Annotated in this window: 16 protein-coding genes; 2 read left to right on the top strand and 14 right to left on the bottom strand. The window is 45.2% G+C overall.

The window, feature by feature from the left end; translation table 11 throughout:
• Positions 1-115: 115 nt before the first annotated feature.
• The 13 genes from ftsZ to mraZ form a co-directional block, all read right to left on the bottom strand.
• Positions 116-1834, bottom strand: a complete 1719-nt coding sequence (gene ftsZ, locus ACFSR5_RS12070) for a cell division protein FtsZ (RefSeq protein ID WP_380904077.1) — start codon at positions 1832-1834, stop codon at positions 116-118.
• Between the two features lie 140 nt (positions 1835-1974).
• Positions 1975-3339: a cell division protein FtsA gene (gene ftsA / locus ACFSR5_RS12065; protein ID WP_380904075.1), complete on the bottom strand. Its 1365-nt coding sequence runs from the start codon at positions 3337-3339 to the stop codon at positions 1975-1977.
• Positions 3340-3393: 54 nt separating this feature from the next.
• The gene (locus ACFSR5_RS12060; protein ID WP_380904073.1) at positions 3394-4221 is read right to left on the bottom strand and encodes a cell division protein FtsQ/DivIB; all 828 of its coding nucleotides are present in this window, start codon (positions 4219-4221) and stop codon (positions 3394-3396) included.
• Complete coding sequence (gene murC / locus ACFSR5_RS12055) at positions 4214-5569, bottom strand: UDP-N-acetylmuramate--L-alanine ligase (protein ID WP_380904363.1); 1356 nt, start codon at positions 5567-5569, stop codon at positions 4214-4216. Before murC ends, ACFSR5_RS12060 begins: the two co-directional genes overlap by 8 nt.
• Positions 5569-6669 carry an undecaprenyldiphospho-muramoylpentapeptide beta-N-acetylglucosaminyltransferase gene (gene murG, locus ACFSR5_RS12050; RefSeq protein ID WP_380904071.1) on the bottom strand — a complete coding sequence of 367 codons (1101 nt, stop codon included), beginning with the start codon at positions 6667-6669 and terminating at the stop codon, positions 5569-5571. Before murG ends, murC begins: the two co-directional genes overlap by 1 nt.
• 6 nt (positions 6670-6675) lie before the next feature.
• Positions 6676-7872 carry an FtsW/RodA/SpoVE family cell cycle protein gene (locus ACFSR5_RS12045; RefSeq protein ID WP_380904361.1) on the bottom strand — a complete coding sequence of 399 codons (1197 nt, stop codon included), beginning with the start codon at positions 7870-7872 and terminating at the stop codon, positions 6676-6678.
• A gap of 13 nt (positions 7873-7885) precedes the next feature.
• Positions 7886-9259 carry a UDP-N-acetylmuramoyl-L-alanine--D-glutamate ligase gene (gene murD / locus ACFSR5_RS12040; protein WP_380904069.1) on the bottom strand — a complete coding sequence of 458 codons (1374 nt, stop codon included), beginning with the start codon at positions 9257-9259 and terminating at the stop codon, positions 7886-7888.
• A gap of 1 nt (position 9260) precedes the next feature.
• Positions 9261-10505 (bottom strand): phospho-N-acetylmuramoyl-pentapeptide-transferase, encoded by a 1245-nt coding sequence (gene mraY, locus ACFSR5_RS12035; protein ID WP_380904067.1) that lies wholly within the window; start codon positions 10503-10505, stop codon positions 9261-9263.
• Positions 10506-10515: 10 nt separating this feature from the next.
• On the bottom strand, positions 10516-11970 hold the full coding sequence (locus ACFSR5_RS12030; protein ID WP_380904065.1) for a UDP-N-acetylmuramoyl-L-alanyl-D-glutamate--2,6-diaminopimelate ligase: 1455 nt from the start codon (positions 11968-11970) through the stop codon (positions 10516-10518).
• Between the two features lie 4 nt (positions 11971-11974).
• Positions 11975-14095: a penicillin-binding protein gene (locus ACFSR5_RS12025; RefSeq protein ID WP_380904063.1), complete on the bottom strand. Its 2121-nt coding sequence runs from the start codon at positions 14093-14095 to the stop codon at positions 11975-11977.
• Positions 14096-14114: 19 nt separating this feature from the next.
• Complete coding sequence (locus ACFSR5_RS12020; protein WP_380904061.1) at positions 14115-14522, bottom strand: FtsL-like putative cell division protein; 408 nt, start codon at positions 14520-14522, stop codon at positions 14115-14117.
• Positions 14523-14532: 10 nt separating this feature from the next.
• Positions 14533-15447, bottom strand: coding sequence for a 16S rRNA (cytosine(1402)-N(4))-methyltransferase RsmH (gene rsmH / locus ACFSR5_RS12015; protein ID WP_380904059.1), 915 nt, complete (start codon positions 15445-15447; stop codon positions 14533-14535).
• Entirely contained in the window at positions 15440-15913 is a 474-nt protein-coding gene (mraZ, locus tag ACFSR5_RS12010) for a division/cell wall cluster transcriptional repressor MraZ (RefSeq protein ID WP_380904057.1), read from the bottom strand. Before mraZ ends, rsmH begins: the two co-directional genes overlap by 8 nt.
• Before the next feature lie 573 nt (positions 15914-16486).
• Here mraZ and aspS point away from each other — a divergent pair.
• Both aspS and ACFSR5_RS12000 read left to right on the top strand, forming a co-directional pair.
• The gene (gene aspS / locus ACFSR5_RS12005; protein WP_380904055.1) at positions 16487-18241 is read left to right on the top strand and encodes an aspartate--tRNA ligase; all 1755 of its coding nucleotides are present in this window, start codon (positions 16487-16489) and stop codon (positions 18239-18241) included.
• A 318-nt stretch (positions 18242-18559) separates the two neighbouring features.
• Positions 18560-19942 (top strand): LutB/LldF family L-lactate oxidation iron-sulfur protein, encoded by a 1383-nt coding sequence (locus tag ACFSR5_RS12000; protein ID WP_380904053.1) that lies wholly within the window; start codon positions 18560-18562, stop codon positions 19940-19942.
• A 41-nt stretch (positions 19943-19983) separates the two neighbouring features.
• On the opposite strand, the gene priA is transcribed toward ACFSR5_RS12000, so the two are convergent.
• Positions 19984-22464: a replication restart helicase PriA gene (priA, locus tag ACFSR5_RS11995; protein WP_380904051.1), complete on the bottom strand. Its 2481-nt coding sequence runs from the start codon at positions 22462-22464 to the stop codon at positions 19984-19986.
• Between the last annotated feature and the right edge of the window lie 68 nt (positions 22465-22532).

Here is a 22532-nt window from a genome sequence, read left to right as displayed (position 1 = left end):
TGAATCACAGGTACTGAGCCGCATCCTAGCAGGCCAACCAATACAAGCAACAATAGGATACAAAAAAGAAGACAGCATAAAAGCTGTCTTCTTCAGATATTAAATAGGATAAGATTTAATCAACGTTATCATGCAAAAACGAATTGTTCGGACGGATCTCCGTCTCCCCCTCATCAAACGATAAGGTAAAACGAGACACTTGCGATTGTGACGAATGCGGTACGTCATCTAACGATTTCTGCCTTCTTTTATAGGCAGGTTCGTTTTCCAACTCTTGAAGACCATTGCTGGATTTCAATTTCATACTCAGCTCCTTCAGCCGCAAGATACGCTCTTTGGTTTTCATCAACTGATCTTCAAAATCGATCTCCTTCGGTTCCGATGCCAGCTCTATCTTTGCTGTAGACTCATCCGCATAGGTATTTTGAGACACTGGCTCCGATTCTCCTGCAGGGATTTCCGGTTCTGACTTATCCGCATATGCATCAAAGACAGAAGGCAACTTAAACTCAAACATGGATGGCGATGTTTTCAATTCAAAACCTCCCACCTCTTCTTGCGTTTCTTCCTCTGCAGTCGGTTCTTCGAAGCTTAAGGTATGACGGATCACCTGAGGCTCCTCATTCTTAGCAATAGCCGAATGAATTGGCTTTGGTGATGTAAACAGGTCGACTTGTGGCGCAGCAGGCGCTATAGGTGATGCTACCACCGTATTTTGTACAGGCTTTATATAAGTTTGTGAAGATGCTGCAGGCTCTGCCTTTGCAACAAACTGATTCTGAACCACTGGCTTTACAAACTGATTTGCTACAGGTTCAGGTGTTAAGGGTAACGCAATTTTCTCTTTTTCCTTCTCTTTAACGCGCTCTTCTGCTGTCTGAAAACCGGTGGCAATGATAGTCACAGACAGTTCGTCTTCTAATTTTTCGTCGATACAATTTCCCCAAATCAAATCCGCGGACAAACCAGCCTTCTCTTGAATATAATCAGTCACGATCGCTACCTCGTCCATGGTCACCTCTTTCTTACCCGACGTGATATTCAATAAGATATAACGTGCGCCTTCGATCTCATTATCTTTCAATAACGGCGAAGCTAACGCTCCAGTGACTGCTTCGATAGCACGATTATCACCCTTCGACACGGCATTACCCATAATGGCTACACCGCTATCGTTCATCACGGTTCGAACATCTTTGAAATCCACATTCACGTATCCAGGAATTGTGATGATTTCCGCGATACCTTTCGCTGCTGTCGTCAAAATATCATCTGCCTTAGCAAAAGCTGCAGTCATGGTCAGATTTCCGAATATCTCCCGCAACCGGTCGTTCGAAATTACCAAGTACGAATCTACATACTTACGTAACTCTCCTAAACCTTCCTCAGCTTGCGAACGACGTCGTTTACCTTCGAATGTAAAGGGTGTTGTAACAATAGCGACAGTCAAAATACCCAGTTCTTTAGCTGCTTTCGCCAATACGGGACTTGCACCAGTTCCGGTACCACCACCCATACCAGCAGTAATAAACAACATCTTCGTATTGGTACCTAACATACGTTTGATATCTTCAATACTTTCGATAGCAGAGTTTTCCCCTACATCTGGATCAGCGCCTGCACCCATACCCTCTGTCAAGCTCACACCCAACTGTACTTTATTCGGAATAGGACTCAATTCCAACGCCTGTGCATCGGTGTTACAAACGATGAAATCCACCCCACTAATACCTTGCTTGTACATGTGGTTAACGGCATTGCCACCGCCACCACCAACCCCAATAACCTTAATTATTGATGATTGTTCCTTTAACATTTCAAATTGTATCGACATAAAAATACCCTATTTAACTCTTGTTAAACCACTTAGAAAAACCTCAATAGGTTCAACAATTCAAATGTAATAATACCAAAATCCTCACAAGAGTTTTCCACATTTGTTAAATTGTGGAAAACTTAAACGTTGTGGAAAACTTACTTTTTTCCAATAAATGTGTCATCGTCGATTCCGGCATCATCTTTAATAAAATCCGATAAAATTTTGGTGAACCAACTCTCTTTTTTCCGCTTTTCCTCCGCAATCTCCGTTACTTTCTCTTTCGATACTTTTTTAGAGACAGCCTCCTGCTGTGTCGCTTCATCATCTTCAATAGCCTGCACACCCTTGATCAATAAACCAATTGACGTCGCATACATCGGACTCTTCAATTCCTCCAAAGCCTGACGATTCAACATTTCTGTTTTTGCTAAGTACTCATTTGGATATCCGATACGGCACCCAATCCCCGTGATATATTCGACCAGTTGCACCAAGTGCTTCAGTTGCGCTCCACCACCAGTGATTACAATTCCTGCAATCAGCTTATCCTCATAACCGGACGACTTGATTTCATAATAGACATGCTCGATGATTTCCTCCATCCGTGCTTGGATGATGTACGCTAGGTTTTTCACAGAAATTTCCTTGGCTTCCCGGCCGCGGATACCTGGAACGCAAATCACCTCGTTGTCCTTATTTTCATCAGCTAAAGCTGAACCATAACGTACTTTCAATTGCTCAGCTTGATTACGCAACACAGAACAGCCTTGTTTGATATCTTCGGTTACAATATTTCCTCCCAATGGGATAACAGCCGTATGACGAATGATACCCTCGTGGAAAATCGCCACGTCCGTCGTACCTCCACCAATATCCACTAAAACAACACCAGCAGTTTTTTCCTCTTCATCCAACACAGCCTCAGATGATGCTAGAGGTTCCAAAACCAAAGAAGACACCTCCAGATCGGAATTATCTACACAACGCTTTATGTTGCGAATATCCGTCACACGTCCGGAAATAATATGAAAATTAGCTTCAACGCGACGGCCTGCCATCCCAATCGGTTCCTTAATCCCCGGTTCATTATCGATCGTAAACTCCTGAGGCAAAACATGAATGATCTCCTCTCCCGGAGGAAGAACCAATTTATACATATCCGAAATAAGCTGTTCCACATCAAGGCGGCCGACCTCATCATAATCACGTTTTGTCAAAATTCCCCGGTGTTGAATACTTTTGATATGTTGACCCGCAATACCCACATTGACCACTTTAATATCCACGTTGGATTGCGACTCGGCGATCGAAACAGCCTCCCGAATGCTGCTCACAGTTTTTTGGATATTGGCCACCACGCCGCGGTTCACCCCCGAAGATTCCGCCTTACCCACACCCAACAATTCGATCTTATTCGTGCCGCTGCGACGACCGACTGTCACACAAATTTTCGTTGTGCCGATATCCAATCCGACGATGATTGGATTCTCCTTTTCGTTTTCTGCTAATCTTGGTTTCATATGCTGTGTATTTGTTGCTGTATATATTGTATATATTCTTGTTCTTGTGTTTTTCTAATTCATTTTCATCTTCAGCTGCAAGCTATCTAACACCCATCCTTCCTTTCGCTCGCAGATAATCTGGTCGTCGTATTTCACATTTACCGTGCGGTACGCGTCTGCCCCCACCTTCGGCAAGATCTTTTTGTAAAACACAACCAATCTGTCTAACTTTCTATCCAACTGCTCTGCATTTCCCAGAACAAGCTGTTGTGTCCCTACACGCGGTACAATTTCTATATCCTGGTGCTCATTTACATAGAGCTGAACAATCTGGTTGCTCCATAAAGGGTCTTCTTTTACGTGATCAACAATAGTTAACAAATCCTTCACTAGGTTCGTTTGCACCGTATCTAACGCCCGTTTATACCCCTCTCGGATATTCCCGTTAGCCACCAACACATGTGGAACATATTTTAAGGTCACAGGCACCTTTGCTCCCTTCGTGTCGATATAATACTCTTGTCCAACCTTATTCACGATCCGCAGCACAACTTCACGTTGTTGAACCGAAACCTGCAAAACCCCGTCCATGTCTACAAAAATTTCTGCGGCCGAAACATAAGGCAATTCCAGCAGTGCCTTTTCTATTTTTTCTACCGGAATCTGGTTCAACGGCCGACCGACCACACGACCAAATTTGGACTTTACCAAATCTGATATATCATGTTGGTCGATAAAGGTTTCTTTTCCTTCAACCATTACACGCATCGATGTACAGGTTTGCGTTACGTCCTTTTTTTTCACCAAGCTCATCAACATACCCACCCCTACCAAGGCTATTAGAGCCAGGCAAGCATACCCAAGCAACTTCCACGGTATGTTACGTATCGCTCTAAACATGCTCCAAAATTTCTTTTAATGGTCTTACCAATCTATCAATATCTCCAGCCCCGACAGTCACTACCAATTCCGGTTTTTCGGCACTTATAATACCCAATACCTCCGAAGGCGATGCCAGGCGCTTGTTCTCCAACGCAACCTTTTCCAGCAGCCAGGCCGAAGTTACGCCGTCGATCGGTAGCTCCCTCGCCGGATAAATATCCATTAACAACAACTCGTCAGCCAACGCCAATACTTCCGCAAATCCCGCTGCGAAATCCCGTGTCCGGCTAAATAGATGGGGCTGAAAAACTACCGTTAACTGCTTGTTTGGGTACAATCGCTTCATGGATGTCAGAAATGCCCGTAACTCTTCTGGATGATGTGCATAATCGTCAATATAGATTGCATTCGGTTTCCTAACAATATATTCAAACCGCCGCTTGGCCCCACGAAAAGAAGACAGGGCGCGTTTGATCTTTTCAGCCGCTATTCCAAGTTTCAACGCTACGGTGACAGAAGCCACCGCATTCTCTACATTATGTAAGCCAGGAATACCCAAGTGTATATCTGCGATCGTTCCCCACACAGACACATAATCGAAATAAAATTCACCTTGCTCAACCCGGATATCCGTTGCGTACGCATCACAAACATCCTCTTTCGCATAGCTTATTGAACCCTCGAAAGGCAATCCTTTTTTGACGATCGATGTACCGCCATCGACCACGCGCTGGAGAAAAAGCCGAAAAGAATCCACAAGGTGCTCTTCATCCCCGTAAATATCCAAATGGTCTGGATCAGCCGATGTAACGACCGCAATATTCGGATGTAATGTCAGAAAAGACCGGTCATATTCATCCGCCTCGACAACGACCACGTTATTTTGTCCGTATAATACGTTTGTATTGTAATTCGAACTGATTCCACCCAAAAACGCAGAACAATCATAACCTGAATCTTTCAGAATGTGAGCAATCATAGTGGATGTCGTTGTTTTACCATGTGTACCAGCAACAGCAATTGTGAAACGACTTCCACTAATGATTCCCAGCACCTCGGAACGTTTGTACAGCGTACATCCCTCCGCCAATAAATGGTTTTTCAAACGCAGATCCTTCGGAATAGCTGGCGTATAGATAAGCAAGGTTTCCTCCGACGGCACCCGATAAATAAGAGGCAACTCCTCTAAGCTGTCATTATACGTCACCGGAATACCTTCATGAATTAGAGCCTGCGTCAGTTCGGTCTCCGTCTTGTCGTACCCGCGAACCTCGCAACCCAAATGTTTAAAATATCGCGCTAGTCCACTCATGCCGATACCGCCAATCCCAAGCAAGTAAACCCGTTTTATATGATCCAGATTCATCATCTATTAATTAACTTCAATACTTCTTTTGCAATAACCTCATCCGCATTCAGCATCGCCAGCGTTTTAATACGTTCGCCCAATTCAAAACACCGAGATTCGTCAGCGAGAAGCGTTAAGACGGTGTCCACCAAATTTATACGCGCGCTAATATCCGATACCAATACGGCAGCTTGTTTACCAACCAATGCCTGCGCGTTCTTCGTCTGATGATCCTCTGCTACGTTGGGGGACGGCACCAGCACAGCCGGCTTGCCCACCGCACATAACTCAGAAATTGTCCCGGCTCCAGCGCGCGACACGACCAAATCAGCCGCTGCATACGCATAGTCCATTCGCTGTAAAAAAGGAAGTAGCACAATGTTCTTGGGCAACTTGTCTTGAAGCGTATTTTGTAACGCTTCGGCATAATAGCTTCCGCATTGCCAGATCACCTGCACATCCGCCCCTACAAATTTATCCAAACCAGCCAACACACAATCATTCAACGTTTTGGCCCCCAAACTGCCTCCCGTTATTAAAATGGTCTTTTTGCCCTCTTGAAGACCAAAAGATGCCAACGCTTCCCGTTCTCTTCCCCTAATTTCAACGGATGAGCGACGAATCGGGTTGCCTGTTAGCTGTATCTTTTCGGCCGGAAAAAATTGGTCCATACCTTCATAAGCCACACAAATCCGGCTCGCTTTGCGCCCAAGCCGTTTGTTCGTCACTCCCGCGTACGAGTTTTGCTCCTGAATCAACGTCGGAAGCCCCATACGATTGGCCATCATCAACAAGGGACCAGAAGCAAATCCACCAACACCAACAGCAACTTCTGCTTTAAAGTCGCGGAGAATACGTCTCGCCTTTAACAAGCTGCCCATCATCTTAAACGGCAACGATAGATTTTTAACCAACGACTTACGGTCTATCCCACGGATATCGAGCCCCACAATTTCATACCCCGCTGCAGGAACACGTTCCATCTCCATCCGACCAAGAGCACCGACAAACAAAATCTCAATATCTGGCTCTAGGCGACGCAATGCATTTGCAATCGCAATAGCCGGGAAAATATGTCCTCCCGTCCCTCCTCCACTTATTATCACACGATGAGCCATAGTTATTTATATCGTTCCAACGACCACTTTCTTCGTTTTTGGAACTTCGTTTAATTCTTCTTTACCTTTTAATTCCTCAATATTTCTACTCACGCTTAATATGATCCCCAACGCTACGCTCGTAAACAATATTGATGTCCCACCCATACTGACCAAGGGCAAGGGAACCCCCGTTACGGGGCCTAAACCTACAGCAACAGCCATATTGGCCAACGCTTGGATAGTGAGGCTAAAACCCAAACCTGCCGCTAGAAAAGCCCCAAACGCCCGAGGACTTAACGTAACAATTCGAATACACCGATACATCAAAGCCATATATAAAAACAACAGAATTGCACCACCTATAGTCCCATATTCTTCGACAATAATGGCAAAGATGAAATCCGAGTACGGATGGGGCAATAGATTTCGTCCAACACTATTTCCTGCTCCTTTCCCGAAAAATTCCCCCGACGCGATGGTCATCTTCGCCAAATTCGCTTGATAGTTTTTATCTTCCTGAAACGGCACATTGTTTGAAGCGGCCGCCTCTTCTGTCCGAAAAAAGCCTTCAATACGACTTAAATAGGTCGCTCGGCGCGGTCCAATCAATATCACCAACGCCAACAAAAATCCTCCACCCACGCATACGATCGCGATCTGCTTGAAACTGATACGTCCAATAAGCAACAGCAAAACACACGTGCCAAACAACATCAAAGCCGTCGACAAATTGGCCCAAGCAATTAATATGAAAACCGCGCAAACTGCCCCCATAATGGGTACGAACGATTTTTTCACATCTTTGATATCTTCCTGCTTTCGCGACAACATCCGCGCGAGAAACGTGATTAACGCCAATTTCGCCAAATCCGAAGTTTGAAACGTTTGATTGATAACCGGAATGGTAACCCAACGACTTGCATCATTCACCTTATTCCCTCCGATCAAGGTAAACAGCAACAATGGTATCGTGATCAGCATTAATAACTTGGAAATACCAGCATAATAACGGTAATCCAATTTGTGCGACAGGTACATCAAAACAATTCCTATTGCAATAATAGAGAAATGCTTAAACAGATACAGTTCCGTACCTTTTCCTTCTTTATAAGCTAAGGTACCCACAGAGCTGTATACGGCAAGCAAGGACCAACCGGATAATACAATTACGATTATCCATATCCATTTATCACCTTTCAGCTTACTAAAGATCTGATCCATCATCCTTTTAGGTTTATAATGCCATTACCGCTTCTTTAAACTTATCGCCACGCTCTTCATAGTTCTTGAACCAATCAAAACTTGCACAAGCCGGAGATAATAGTACGGTATCTCCTTTTTTTGCTAAGTGAGAAGCCATTTCTACAGCATCCAGCATCGATGAGCTGTTCACAATAATAGCGGTATCTTCTTCGAACGATTCATGTATACGCACAGTATCCTTGCCAATGCATACAATCGCTTTCACCTTACTTTTAACCAAGTCACGCAACATTTCATAATCGTTCCCTTTGTCAACTCCGCCCATGATTAGGATAATCTCAGGCGAAAAGCTTTCTAAAGCGTACCACACCGAGTTCACGTTCGTTGCTTTCGAATCATTGATGTAATTGACACCTCCGATACAAGCCACATGCTCCAAACGGTGGGCAATATTTACATAAGAACCCATGCTTTCCTTCATCGTCTGATTACGCAACTCCTGCACCTTTGCTATCAGCCCCGAAGCCATATTATTGTACACATTGTGTTTCCCCTGTAACGACAGCTCTTCAATATTCATCGCAAATGTTTCTTTATTAGGTATGTTAATTACAATATTCTGATCCTTATCTAAATAGGCGCCGGGCACCATCTCCTGTTGTTGACTGAACGGCAGATATTGTGCACTGGTCTTATAGATTGCTAACCCTTTAACCGTCTCGGCATCATCAGCGCAATACAAGAAATAATCACGTTCAGTCTGGTTTCTGATCATCCTGAATTTCGATGCCACATAGTTTTCCATACGGTGATCATACCGATCCAAATGATCCGGCGTTATATTCAAAATCACGGCTATATCCGCCCGAAAATGATACATATCATCCAGCATAAAACTGGAGATCTCCAGTACATACACGTCGTAGTCTGAGCGCGCCACTTGCCATGCAAAGCTCTTCCCAATGTTACCCGCCAAACCTACGCGTAAGTCTCCGTGTTGCAGCATGTAGTACGTGAGCATTGTCGTGGTCGATTTTCCATTCGAACCTGTTATACAATACAACTTAGCATCGGTGTACTGCGCCGCAAATTCAATTTCCGACACTACGGGAACACCAGCCTTCTTCAGCATCTGTACTAAAGGTGCCTGATCTGGAATACCCGGACTCTTAACCACGAGAGAAGCTCCTAGGATCTTTTCCTCCGAATGCTGTAGTTCCTCATACAAAATACCTTCATCTTCCAGCACGTGTTTGTACGATGCCCCGATAGTTCCCTTATCCGAAACAAACACGTCAAATCCTTTATCCTTGCCTAAGATAGCAGCACCTACTCCGCTTTCTCCTGCTCCAAGGACGACGAGTGAGCCCTGCTGTGGATAATATGTATGTGCAATATTCGGCATCTTATCTTGTTTTTAATGTGACTATGGTTACGATTGCCAAGATGATAGAAACAATAAAAAAACGCATCACGATTTTCGATTCATGGTACCCTTTTTTTTGGTAATGATGGTGCAATGGAGACATTAAAAATATCCGCCTCCCTTCGCCATATTTCTTCTTGGTATATTTGAAATATGAAACCTGCATGATCACCGAGACATTTTCCAATAAGAAAACACCACACAGCACCGGAATCAACAGTTCTTTACGGATCAAAATGGCAAAAGCGGCGATAATACCCCCGATAGCCAAACTGCCTGTATCTCCCATAAAAACCTGAGCAGGGAATGCATTATACCACAAAAACCCGGTACAAGCCCCTACAAACGCACCCGCAAAAATCACGAGTTCACCCGAGTTGGGGATATACATAATATTGAGGTAATCCGAAAAGATCACGTTACCCGAGACATAGGCCAAAATAGCCAGCGTGATCCCGATAATGGCCGATGTGCCCGTAGCCAATCCATCTATTCCATCCGTAATATTGGCTCCATTCGAAACCGCCGTGACAATAAAAACAACGACGACCAGAAAAACAAAAAAGGTAACCAGTCCCCCATTTAGGCCAAACATGCTCAATACTTTAGCATAGTCAAACTCGTTATTCTTATAGAATGGAATATTGGTCTTTGTCGATTTAACATTCTCCGCATAATACCGTTCGCCCGTTTGAGTATCTGTCATGATTTGCACGGCTTTGGTCGACGTCGGATTTTTCACCTCCTGCCGTACGACAATATCTGGATGGAAATACATCGTAATAGCAATCAATGTACCAAGCCCCACTTGACCGATCACCTTAAAGCGTCCGGCAAGCCCTTCTTTATTTTTTCTAAAAACTTTAATATAATCATCTAAGAAACCAATCGCGCCCATCCATACCGTGGTCACGATCATAATGATGACGTAAATATTATCAAGTTTCGCAAACAACAACGTCGGAATCAGAATACCCGCTATAATAATCAATCCCCCCATCGTCGGTGTTCCCGCCTTTTGTTTCTCTCCCTCCAGTCCTAGATCACGGATGGTCTCTCCTACTTGCTTATTGTGCAGCGCTCGAATCAATCGACTTCCGTATACAGTAGTAATAATTAACGAAACAATAACAGCCATTGCTGTCCGGAAGGAGATGTACTGAAACAACCCCGCTCCGGGAATATGCATATGCTCTTGTAACCAGCCAAATAAGTAGTATAACATTCGCTTTTTTTTACTGTTCGTTAAAAGTTTGTTCTAAAATTTCCTTGTCGTCGAAATGATGTTTCACCCCATTGATATCTTGGTATTTCTCGTGTCCCTTACCTGCCACCAAAATAATATCGCCGGGTTGCGCCAGATGACACGCCGCTCGGATAGCTTCTTTACGATCGGCAATGGTAAATACATTTTTTTTGTCCTTCGCGTCTATTCCAGCCTCCATATCGGCAATAATAGTCATAGGATCTTCCGTACGCGGATTATCCGAGGTCACAATCACTTTATCACTCAACCGCACCGCCACCGCAGCCATTTCCGGACGTTTCGTCTTGTCGCGATCGCCACCACAGCCCAACACCGTGATAATTTGCTGCCCAGCATTTCGCAGTTCCCGAACCGTCGTTAATACATTCTCCACGGCATCGGGCGTATGCGCATAATCGACAATTCCAACGGCACCTGTCGACGAACGAATCACTTCAAATCGTCCCTCAGCCCCCTCAATAGCGCTCATCGCTGTCAAGACCTTCAGCGTTTCCTGTTCCAACAGAATGGCGGCTCCATATACAGCTAATAAATTGTAAGCATTAAAGCCGCCAACTAACTTCACCCAAACATCATGACCATCCATATGCAACAGCATACCATCGAAATGGCTCTCCACAATACGCGCTTTAAAGTCTGCCATATTCTTAAGCCCGTAAGTCTTTTTATGAGCAAACGTGTTCTGTAACATCACCGCCCCATTCCGGTCGTCCGCATTGGTTAGCGCAAAAGCAAAACGGTCTAAATCATCAAAGAATTTTTTCTTAGCCTTGATGTAATGATCAAACGTTCCGTGAAAATCAAGATGATCATGTGTGATATTCGAAAAAATCCCGCCTGCAAAGCGCAAGCCAGCAATACGTTGTTGCACAACAGCATGTGAGCTGACCTCCATAAAACAATAATCGCAACCGTCATCCACCATCTCCCGAAGCAATTCATTCAACGCAATAGGATCCGGCGTTGTATGTGTTGCCGGGATAATCCGTTCTCCGATTCTGTTTTGCACAGTAGACAGTAATCCTACGTGATAGCCCAAATTGCCAAATAGATTAAATAACAAGGTTGCAATGGTTGTTTTTCCATTCGTTCCCGTTACACCGACCAACTTCAGCCCTTTGGAAGGATCACCATAAAAATTGGTTGCCAACAACCCAAGCACGTAGGCCGTATCATCCACAACAATGTACGTCACCTCGTCGGACAATTGCTCGGGCAAAGTTTCTACAACAAGAACCTTAGCGCCCAGTTCCACCGCCTTTTCAAGATAAAGGTGCCCGTCGGTGTGCACTCCACGAACCGCAACAAACATCCCCCCTTCGATCACTTGCCTCGAATCGAAACAAATCGATGGCACCTCCAGCTCTAATTTTCCTTCGAGCTGTTGTACGGGAACGGCGTGTAATAGTTCTTTTAATTTCATATACTTAGTTCAGCGCCAAAATAATTGGCGTTCCTACTTTCAATTTCGTGCCGGCAACCAGCGATTGATTAATCACTTTACCGCGTCCGGATACTTTCGTTTTAAATCCAGCATTCTCCATGGTGAAAATCGCATCTGACAGGCCCATCCCCATCACATTCGGCACCAACCCTTCTTTCACCTGAACCTCTACAAAAGGGACACCTTTTCCCGAAGAATCTGCAGACTGCGCAACCGTATTCCAGCTGGACGGATTAAAACCTAAAGCTTGATAAACAGCCGTTGAAGCTTCTTTAGAGCCGTTCAGCGTCAGCGGCGTTTTACCGCCGGCCATGTTTACTTTCCGGCTAGCAAGCGTTCCATGCAACGACAAGTCATTCGCATAAACCATATCGGCCAACTCCTTGAAAACCGGACCGGCTATCGCCCCACCGTAATACCCCTTTCTCGGATTCCGAATGACTACGATCATCGAGTACTTCGGGTTTTGAGCCGGGAAGTACCCCGCAAATGAGGATTGGTAACGACGAGCTCCATAACCACGAGCGCCATCATTCATTTGTGCTGTTCCGGTTTTTCCAGCCGATGTATATAACGGAGAACTCAATCGTTTACCTGTACCTTCGATCATAACCCCCTCCAACATCTTTTGCACTTTCTCAATTGCTTCTTTTGAAGCAATATGTTCGTTGATAACCCGCGCCTCAAAACGTTCTACCGTATTTCCTAAGTGGCGTATTTCCTTGACAAACAAAGGTGCCACCATCCGGCCATTGTTCGCTACCGCGTTGTAAAAGGCCAACATCTGTAAAGGCGTCAACCGCAATTCATATCCATACGCCATTTGCACCAACGAAAGCTTACTCCATGTTCTACTGTCGGGCGTTTTCACCCAAGGCTTCACTTCCCCCGGAATCTGCAGTCCTAACGGCTGCCCTAGTCCAAAATGATGCAATTTTGAAGTATATTTCGCTGGACTGCTTCCATAATGGGTATTCACCAATTTAGCCACCCCTACATTGGACGACTCCTCAAACGCTTCTTTAACAGTTACTACCGATTTCTTCGGTGCATGAGAGTCCTTTATTGTATGCGACGGCACTTTATACGTTCCATTTCCAATATCTACAGTGGTTGATGTATCCACCAATTTGTCATCCAACAAAGCTAAATAGCTCGCCAACTTAAACGTTGATCCTGGGTCGGCCCCTTGGGCAATGGCATAGTTATACTTCTCTCGAAATACACCCTCACTATCCCTTGTAAAATTGGCAATTGCGCGCACCTCACCAGTCTCCACCTCCATCAGAATAACACAACCATTATCGGCATCACTCGCTATCAATTGCTTTTCTAACGCTCGCTGAGCCATATCTTGTATATTGACATCCAACGTCGAAATAATATCCGATCCATCCACCGGCGCCACTTCCACCTCCCTATTCACAGGTACCCAAACTCCTCCTGCGATACGCTGCATTAATTGAGAGCCGCTCTTTCCGTCAATATAGGATCCATACGCCCCTTCAAGTCCCACCAAAACAGTATCCCCTTTCGTATTTTTATAACCAATAGTACGCGCCGCGAGATTCGTAAACGGCAAAATACGCTTGTTTTCGCGCACGGTTACCAAACTCGTCGAATACCGTTTCTTCCCCTCCCTAAAGGTATGCAACAACGGAAAAGTCTTCACCACCTTCAAATCCTGATGCGACACATTTCGTTTGATCAACATATAACGCGCACGTTTTGCGCGTGCATTTTTTAATAGCACTAAATACTGACGTGCCGACTTATCTCGGAAGTAGGCCGACAGACGATAAGCCAACGAATCCACTTTAGAATTGAACACATCATTCGCTTCCGCCGGAATAGACATCGCATCGAACCGCAATTCATATTCAGGCACAGACGTAGCCAATAAGCTTCCGTCGTTTGAATAGATATTGCCACGCGCAGCTTCAATTACGCGCTCCCGAATTGTCAGGCTATCCACCATGGCGCGCCACTCGCCCCCATCGACATACTGTAAGTGCAGCAGCTTCCCAAAAACCAGCAACGCTCCAAACACCATCAGCCCGAACGCCAGGTATACCCGAATAAGTATAGATTTCCTAATATTCATACGACTACGTGTCTATGTGTCACTTCGTTTCTTTAATCACTTCGATTTTGATCGGCGGCTCCGTACGTTCCTTCAATCCCAACGTATCCGCACGCTTCGCAATCTCGGTTTGCGTAGTCAGCTTCATCAACTCGGCCGACAACGATTTATAATCCCAACTCAACTCTTTCACATCTCGCCCCAATCTGTCAATAGCCCTCACCGTTCGCTCAGCAAGATGCCTATTAGAGATGTATAGAAGCCCTAATAAGGCGATAAATGCAGCAAAAGGAAGGTTCCTCGCCACCAAATAACTGGACAAACGTTTAGGCGAAAATATAGACCGAAGAAAATCTTGCGTTTCCTCCACTTTCTCCTCAACGGATTCGTTCATTTTTTCCTGAACCTCTTCACTCAACTCTTTATTTTTAATCGTATTTCTCGACATCTCTAAAAAATTAAGCTATCCGTTCAGCGACCCGCAACTTCGCACTCCGGGCCCGATTATTTATTTTCAACTCTTCCGCACCAGCCGTAATTGCCTTTCGACTAATGACATGAAAAGGCTTGATTTCATTACCAAAAAAATCCTTCTCCACTTCCCCCTTAAACTTGCCCTTCTGCATGAAGTTCTTCACCAGGCGATCCTCCAATGAGTGATACGACATAATAACCAATCGCCCTCCCGGCTTCAGAACAGAAACCGTCTGCTCCAAACATTCCTGAAGCGCTTCCAACTCTCGGTTTACCTCAATACGCAAAGCCTGAAAAACCTGCGCATGATACTTATGTTCCTTACCACGCGGCACCAAACGTTTAATTACCTCTTTCAAATCAACCACCGTCTCAATCACACCATTCAAACGCGCTGTAACTATAGTCTTAGCCAATGATCGCGCATTTTGGATCTCACCATACATTCCAAAAATACGATGCAAGTCTTCTTCACTATACGTATCCAAGACACGCTTCGCATCTAATTCAGAAACCTGATCCATTCGCATATCCAATCCCGCATCGTACCGAATAGAAAAACCTCGCTCCGGAGAATCAAATTGATGCGACGACACCCCCAAATCTCCAAGCACACCGTCTACCTCACGAATTCCCAACAAACGAAGATGATTTTTTAAGAACCTAAAATTTTGATGCACCAACGTAAAACGAGGATCATCCAACGCATTCCGGGCAGCGTCTGGATCCTGATCGAATGCAATAAGCCGCCCCTCAGATCCTAATTGCCGCAAGATCTCCCTCGAGTGTCCACCGCCACCAAATGTCAGATCCACATACACACCATCCCGACGAATAGCCAAGGCCTCCATACACTCGTACAACATCACCGGCACATGATAAGTCGTCGGATTAACCATCTAAACCTCCTTCCAGATCAAAACCTCCCATCACTTGCTCCGCCAAACCAGAAAAATCTTCTTCAGACAATGCCTCCATCTGCTCCTCATATTTCACCTTAGACCACACTTCAATTTTTTCCAGATTACAGGCCAACACCAAATCCGACCCAACTTCCGCATACTCCAACAGACTTTTTGGAAGCAACACCCGACCCGCCGAATCCAACATCAATTCCGTCGCTCCACTCATAAACTTTCGGACAAACTCCCTATTCTTCGTTTGAAACTGATTAAGCCGTGAAAGCTGTTTCAAAATCTTATTCCACTCCGCCCTTGTATAAATGACCAAATTTTTCTCGAAACCACGATTCACAACAAGCCCCTCACGCTCAACATCAGGCAGTTGCCTCTTGAGCCCGGCAGGAACAACCATTCTTCCTTTGGCGTCCAACTTGCATTCGTATTCTCCGATCAAATAGTTCATTAGCCTATAAGCCTAACCTAAATTCAATGTAAAAGTATACACTTTCTCCCACTTTCCCCCACAATATAACACAAAAAAGTTTTCCACATCGAAAAAAGCAGAAAAACCGCATAACAGGACTGACTAAAAAAGCAAGGAAAAACCTTAAAACAAGAGCCTTACGGCACTACATTCGGGAAATTAATTTTCTAGCCGGTCTTCAGATTACTCAAGGCAACGTGTGATCAAACACAAATAAAACCGATAAACAGTGTGTTATTTTTTTCTTTTTTTTCTACTTTGTACAGCGAAGGTGGGAGAAAGTGGAGCAAGCCGGCTATAGATATAAAAAACTTCGGGCTTCTTACCAACGATGCGCATCATTCACCGCGCTTTTTCGGGGTGCACCTGCTTATGGACGATGCAGCCACCATATTCCATCGATTACTTTCGTTATTGTCCTCGAAATCCGATATTTTTGCTTTGGACTTTTTCCATGTCAGATGGGAAGAAACCAACGTTCCTTGATCCGGTAGTATACGGATGCAAACAAGGTCACGTTCTATTTTTCACTTTTTTAATTTTTACGAAGTAATGTACAGAAGTCATAATTGCGGAGAACTACGTGCTGCCGATGCAAACAAAGAAGTCAAATTGGCCGGATGGGTACAAAAATCCAGAGACAAAGGTTTCATGATATGGGTAGATTTACGCGATCGTTACGGTATCACGCAATTAATTTTTGATGAAGCACGTACAGATGCCACCATCATGCAGCAAGCGAAATCGCTCGGTCGTGAGTTCGTCATTCAGGTGACCGGAACAGTCATCGAGCGCGAATCGAAGAACGCCAACATCCCAACGGGCGACATCGAAGTACTAGTTACGGAGCTCAGCATACTCAATGAAGCGCAAGTGCCTCCATTCACTATAGAAGACGAAACCGACGGCGGAGAGGATATTCGTATGAAATATCGTTATCTCGATATCAGGCGTAACCCCGTCAAAAACAACTTACTTTTCCGGCACAACGTTACACAGGAAGTACGCAACTACTTGTCCAGCCTAGATTTTTGTGAAGTTGAAACACCGTATTTAATTAAGTCGACGCCCGAAGGTGCGCGCGACTTTGTTGTCCCCTCCCGCATGAATCCGGGACAATTTTATGCCCTGCCTCAATCCCCCCAAACGTTCAAACAACTGCTAATGGTTGCGGGCATGGACCGTTATTTTCAAATTGTTAAGTGTTTCCGTGATGAAGACTTGCGCGCCGACCGGCAGCCGGAGTTCACACAGATCGACTGTGAGATGTCTTTTATTGAGCAGGAAGACATTCTTCAAGTATTCGAAGGCCTGACGCGACATCTCTTAAAGAAAATACACGACATTGATATCGACGCCTTTCCGCGTATGACATTTGATGAAGCGATGCGTCGGTTCGGCAACGACAAACCAGATATCCGGTTTGGAATGGAATTTGGCGAACTGAACCGTGTCGCGCAACATAAAGACTTCGGTATTTTTAATACCGCAGAACTCGTGGTCGGGATAGCTGTCCCGGGCGCCGCTTCCTACACGCGTAAACAAATCGATGAGCTCATCGATTGGGTGAAACGCCCGCAAATCGGCGCTTCCGGCATGGTGTATTGCAAATGTGAAAGCGATGGTTCATTCAAATCATCTGTCGATAAATTCTTCGACCAGGAGGATTTAAAAAAATGGGCCTCCGCGACCGGCGCACAAACGGGAGACCTCATCCTTGTGTTGTCTGGCCCTGCTTTTAAAACGCGAACACAGCTCAGCGCCTTACGTATGGAACTGGCAAACAGACTCGGCTTACGCAAACCGAACGAGTTTTCCCCTCTTTGGGTGATCGATTTTCCCTTACTGGAGTGGGACGAAGAGACCGGACGCTACCACGCGATGCACCATCCCTTTACATCGCCAAAGAAAGAAGACATACACCTATTGGACACTGATCCGGGAAAAGTACGTGCCAATGCTTACGATTTGGTGCTAAATGGTAATGAAATCGGAGGCGGATCTATCCGTATCCACGATAAAGAAACGCAAGCCTTGATGTTTAAACACCTTGGGTTCACCGAAGAACAAGCCCAGGAACAATTTGGTTTCTTAATGAATGCTTTTCAATACGGCGCGCCGCCACATGGCGGACTGGCGTTCGGGTTAGACCGCTTAACGGCCATCCTAGGAGGACAAGAAACAATCCGCGACTTCATCGCCTTTCCGAAAAACAATGCAGGGCGTGATGTCATGATTGATGCACCGGCCGCTATTGACTCGGCACAACTGGAAGAATTAAACATCGATTTACGGGCAAGTAAATAAAGCTCCGTAAAGTACACGACAGCGATTTCCCAAGCTGATGACGAACCGCAGGATTATTGTCAGCTTGGGAGTCTTTTTTAATGTCTTCCGCTTAGCATATGATCCGACATATTTTCAACTAACCTGCGCGAACTATAAAGGACTTCTTTACGTATTCGAAGAAAAATAATAGGAACCATTAACCACCTGTTGGACAGCAGTTACCTAAAAGCAACAGGTTTTGATCTAAAAAAACCGTCGTTTGGTAAGAAACCTCCTTTTTTTTGTTTGTCACCCTTCCGTATTGCGGATCAGCGCAAAAAAGAGTAGTTTTACCACATGGCGCAACAATTGGCAGATAAATTTTTAGCAGAAAGTGCAGTCAAATCCTTTGACCAGCATCATCGCGATATTATCAACTCCAGCATCGACAAATACACCACCGCTTTCAATAGAAGTGTCGATAAGTTTTTCGATCTGGAGAATTCGAAAAAGAAAGCCAATTTAATCAAATGGAAGACCATCGAGCACTTGGACCGGTACTTGCTCGACTTCGAAGCAAATTTCACGAAACGGGGAGGAAAAATTATTTGGGCCAACGATGCTGCGGAAGCACAAGCGGAGATTGACCGCATCTTACAACTTCATCAAGCCAAATTGATTATCAAGTCGAAATCTATGGCGACGGAAGAGATCGAACTGAATCACTTTCTGAAAGAGAAGCAGATCGAAACAGTAGAAAGCGACTTGGGCGAATTCATCATCCAGCTGTTGAATCAAAAACCCTACCATTTTGTAACGCCCGCCATGCACTTAAACCGTGAAGAAATAGCCCGGCTTTTTCACGAAAAATTTAAGACACCACTCGACGCGACGGCCGAACAATTGACTGCTAAGGCGCGTGAACTGCTCCGTGAAAAATACACACAGGCCGACGTCGGGATTTCGGGGGCAAATTTCCTAATCGCCGATACAGGGAGTATTGCCATCACGGAGAACGAAGGTAACGCCCGATTAACAACGACGTTTCCCAACGTACATATTGCCGTCGTCGGGATCGAAAAAATAATACCGAGCATGCAGGATCTCGATCTATTCTGGCCCCTGTTAGCTTCACACGGAACAGGCCAGAACCTGACAGTATATAACACGATACTCACCGGACCTCGGCAGCCACAGGATACCGACGGCCCCCAAGAGATGTATGTCATTTTACTTGACAACGGCCGTACCAATCTTCTCGCTGAAAAGGAACAACGGCAAGGACTATACTGCATCCGATGTGGAGCATGTCTAAACGTTTGTCCAATCTATCAGAACATTGGCGGCCATACCTACGAGACAACCTATCAAGGACCTATCGGGTCGCTGATCTCACCACATTTCCACGGCATGAAGGAATTTAAACACCTAAGCTACGCATCATCATTATGTGGCAAATGTACCGAAGTATGTCCAGTCGGAATTGATATCCAAAAAATGCTGCTATTAAACCGAAAGGCTGCGGTTGAACAACAACTGACCACTGGCACGGAAGCGAAAGCCTGGAAGGGTTTTACCTACGTAATACAACGCAGAAAGTTGATCGACTTCTTCGGTGGCAAATGGAAGAACTTCTTTTTACGGAATTTCTTTAAAAAAGCATGGGGACAGCACCGAGAATTACCTAAAATAGCTGACAAATCCTTTTCACGGCAATGGAAGGAGCACGATAAATCGTAAAAAGCCAGCCCGAAACCACACCGTTTTGCAGTCTACTCAAATCAATACGGATCGACATCGATGGAGATGCGGATACCTTTGTTATTTTTATCCAACTCAAACTCTAGGATCGCTTGCAGGATCAATTCCTTCACCTTAGCCACACTCACATTGTTCCGTTCTATTTTTAAAGTAATCGTCTGAATAAAATGATTTCGGATACGGGAGATCAAGGGTGGTTCAGGTCCTAACACCCGGCTTCCCAAATGCGTACGGAGAAGGCCGGCCAAGCGAACGGAACCGTCGTGCACCACTTGCATATCGGTATGTTTAAGGTCTATTTTAATCAATCGGTAGAATGGCGGATACTGATAGTTTTTGCGTTCGGTTACCTCGGTCATAAACATCCCTTCGTAGTTGTGCTGAATGACCTGTTCGAGCACCCGATGATTGGGGGTATGCGTCTGTATGATCACCCTCCCTTCTTTCTCCCGGCGGCCGGCACGCCCTGCAACCTGCGAGAATAATGAGAAGGCGCGCTCGTAAGCCCTAAAGTCTGGAAAATTAATCATAGCGTCCGCATTGATAATCCCGATCAGGCTTACCCGGCCAAAGTCAAGTCCCTTAGCGACCATTTGTGTACCTATAAGAATGTCAAATTCGTGATCGTCAAAGGCGGTAATAATTTTATCAAAACCATATTTCCCCCTCGTTGAATCCAGGTCTAAACGTCCGATACGCGCGTGAGGAATCAACAACTCCAGTTCTTCCTCTACACGCTCTGTACCAAACCCCTTACTTTCGATATGCGGCATCCCACATGCCGGACAAACCTGCACTGGAGGTTCGGCATGTCCACAATAATGACAATGCAAATGGTTCGTCGACTTGTGGTACGTCAAACTCACATCGCAGTTGACACATTTGGCGACCCACCCGCACGTATTGCATTGTACAAAAGGCGTGTGCCCACGTCTGTTCTGGAATAAGATAACTTGCTCTTTACGCGCAAGCACATCGGTTATCGCCTGTAATATTACACCGCTAAAGTACGAGAACATCTGCTCCTTCCTTCCCTCTTCTGCAATATTAATCACGTGAATATCTGGCAATTTAGATTCGCCAAAACGTTCTTTCAGTGTGACCAAGCCATATTTGCCGGCTTTTGCATTGTAATAACTCTCAATAGACGGTGTCGCCGAACCCAACAGCACCTGAGCACCTTGTACATGTGCCAAGTAGATGGCCGTATCGCGGGCATGATAACGGGGCGCCGGATCATACTGCTTGTACGAACTTTCATGTTCTTCATCGACCACGATCAACCCAAGATCCCGAAAAGGCAAGAATATAGAAGACCGAGCGCCGATAATCACCTTATATTGCCCTTTTAAGACTTTATGCCAAACTTCTGCCCGTTCGTTATCATTGAATTTAGAATGATACACGCCAAGTTTATCGCCAAAGTGCAGCTTCAGCCGATCTGTTATTTGCGTTGTCAGTGCAATTTCAGGCAGCAGATATAACGCATTTTTGCCCTGCTGTAGCATCTGCTCGATCAGTCGGATATACAGTTGTGTCTTTCCAGAGGCTGTAACGCCGTGCAAAAGCACCACGTCTTTTTCCGCTAACGACGCGTTAATCTGATCAAATGCAATTTGTTGTTGCTCATTCAACTCAAATTCGGACGTAATCTCCACGTCCTCGCCACCCAAACGCGAAACCACCTTCTCCTTTACTTCGAAAACCCCCTTCTCAATAAGTGAGGCGACGATGCCTGCACTAACCCCGGTTGCCTCCATAATATCTTGGCGTGTTACCTCCGGCTTCGTTTTCCGAAGCTGTATAAGGGCCAAAACAGCATCTTGTTGCCTCGGCGCCCGATTGAGGGAATCGAGCAGCACACGTATTGCTTCACTGTCAGCAAAGTCGGGAGCGAATACAATGTGTGCCTTCCTTTTCGGCTTAAATCGATCCTTTATCTCTTCGGAGATGAGTATGTATCCTCGGTCAAACAATGATTTTAACAAAGGAAAAACGGTTTTCTGCCCCAGAAGCTTGACAATATCATTGACAGTTAGTTCTCCCGCCACATCCAGAGCTTCCATAACCATAAAGCCCTTATCGGAAAGCAACGACCGGTCCAAATCCTCTCTCTCCGCGGCTACAATCTTAGTTTCGCTGGCCATTTTCATTGCTGCGGGCAGAGCAGCTTGCATAACCTCGCCCAAATAACACATATAATAAGCAGATATCCATTCCCATAGCCTTAGCTGTTTCGTATCCACTACCGGTTCATCATCAATAATGCTTAGGATATACTTGGCCTCGTAATGCAAAGGAGCTTCTTGCGACACCCTATAGACAATCGCCGAATAGATCTTATTTCGTCCAAATTGAACGATCACGCGCTTACCGATGGCAACGGATGCATTCCATTCGACCGGAACCCGGTATGTATAAGTTTTCGCAATATACAGGGGCAGAATGACCTCGACAAACAAAGTCTCGCGTTCCCTTTGGAATAATGTGATATCCGACATATAGCACAAATTTAGCAAAACCTACAGGGAGTAGTGTGTAATTTCCGATTAAAAAAGCATAAAAAAGC

It is taken from the genome of Sphingobacterium suaedae (assembly GCF_042684625.1).
In the GTDB taxonomy this organism is placed as follows: Bacteria; Bacteroidota; Bacteroidia; order Sphingobacteriales; family Sphingobacteriaceae; genus Sphingobacterium; species Sphingobacterium suaedae.
Note: the sequence above shows the minus strand (reverse complement) of the source record. Positions and strands in the feature narration are given on the sequence as shown.

Excerpts from the sequence above, each read along its gene's own strand:
- murD (WP_380904069.1), bottom strand. The coding sequence starts at position 9,259 with ATGCCGAATATTGCACATACATATTATCCACAGCAGGGCTCACTCGTC.
- aspS (WP_380904055.1), top strand. The coding sequence starts at position 16,487 with ATGTACAGAAGTCATAATTGCGGAGAACTACGTGCTGCCGATGCAAAC.
- ACFSR5_RS12060 (WP_380904073.1), bottom strand. The coding sequence starts at position 4,221 with ATGTTTAGAGCGATACGTAACATACCGTGGAAGTTGCTTGGGTATGCT.
- ACFSR5_RS12025 (WP_380904063.1), bottom strand. The coding sequence starts at position 14,095 with ATGAATATTAGGAAATCTATACTTATTCGGGTATACCTGGCGTTCGGG.
- mraY (WP_380904067.1), bottom strand. The coding sequence starts at position 10,505 with ATGTTATACTACTTATTTGGCTGGTTACAAGAGCATATGCATATTCCC.
- ftsZ (WP_380904077.1), bottom strand. The coding sequence starts at position 1,834 with ATGTCGATACAATTTGAAATGTTAAAGGAACAATCATCAATAATTAAG.
- ACFSR5_RS12045 (WP_380904361.1), bottom strand. The coding sequence starts at position 7,872 with ATGGATCAGATCTTTAGTAAGCTGAAAGGTGATAAATGGATATGGATA.
- murG (WP_380904071.1), bottom strand. The coding sequence starts at position 6,669 with ATGGCTCATCGTGTGATAATAAGTGGAGGAGGGACGGGAGGACATATT.
- ftsA (WP_380904075.1), bottom strand. The coding sequence starts at position 3,339 with ATGAAACCAAGATTAGCAGAAAACGAAAAGGAGAATCCAATCATCGTC.
- priA (WP_380904051.1), bottom strand. The coding sequence starts at position 22,464 with ATGTCGGATATCACATTATTCCAAAGGGAACGCGAGACTTTGTTTGTC.
- murC (WP_380904363.1), bottom strand. The coding sequence starts at position 5,569 with ATGAATCTGGATCATATAAAACGGGTTTACTTGCTTGGGATTGGCGGT.
- rsmH (WP_380904059.1), bottom strand. The coding sequence starts at position 15,447 with ATGGTTAATCCGACGACTTATCATGTGCCGGTGATGTTGTACGAGTGT.
- ACFSR5_RS12020 (WP_380904061.1), bottom strand. The coding sequence starts at position 14,522 with ATGTCGAGAAATACGATTAAAAATAAAGAGTTGAGTGAAGAGGTTCAG.
- ACFSR5_RS12030 (WP_380904065.1), bottom strand. The coding sequence starts at position 11,970 with ATGAAATTAAAAGAACTATTACACGCCGTTCCCGTACAACAGCTCGAA.
- mraZ (WP_380904057.1), bottom strand. The coding sequence starts at position 15,913 with ATGAACTATTTGATCGGAGAATACGAATGCAAGTTGGACGCCAAAGGA.
- ACFSR5_RS12000 (WP_380904053.1), top strand. The coding sequence starts at position 18,560 with ATGGCGCAACAATTGGCAGATAAATTTTTAGCAGAAAGTGCAGTCAAA.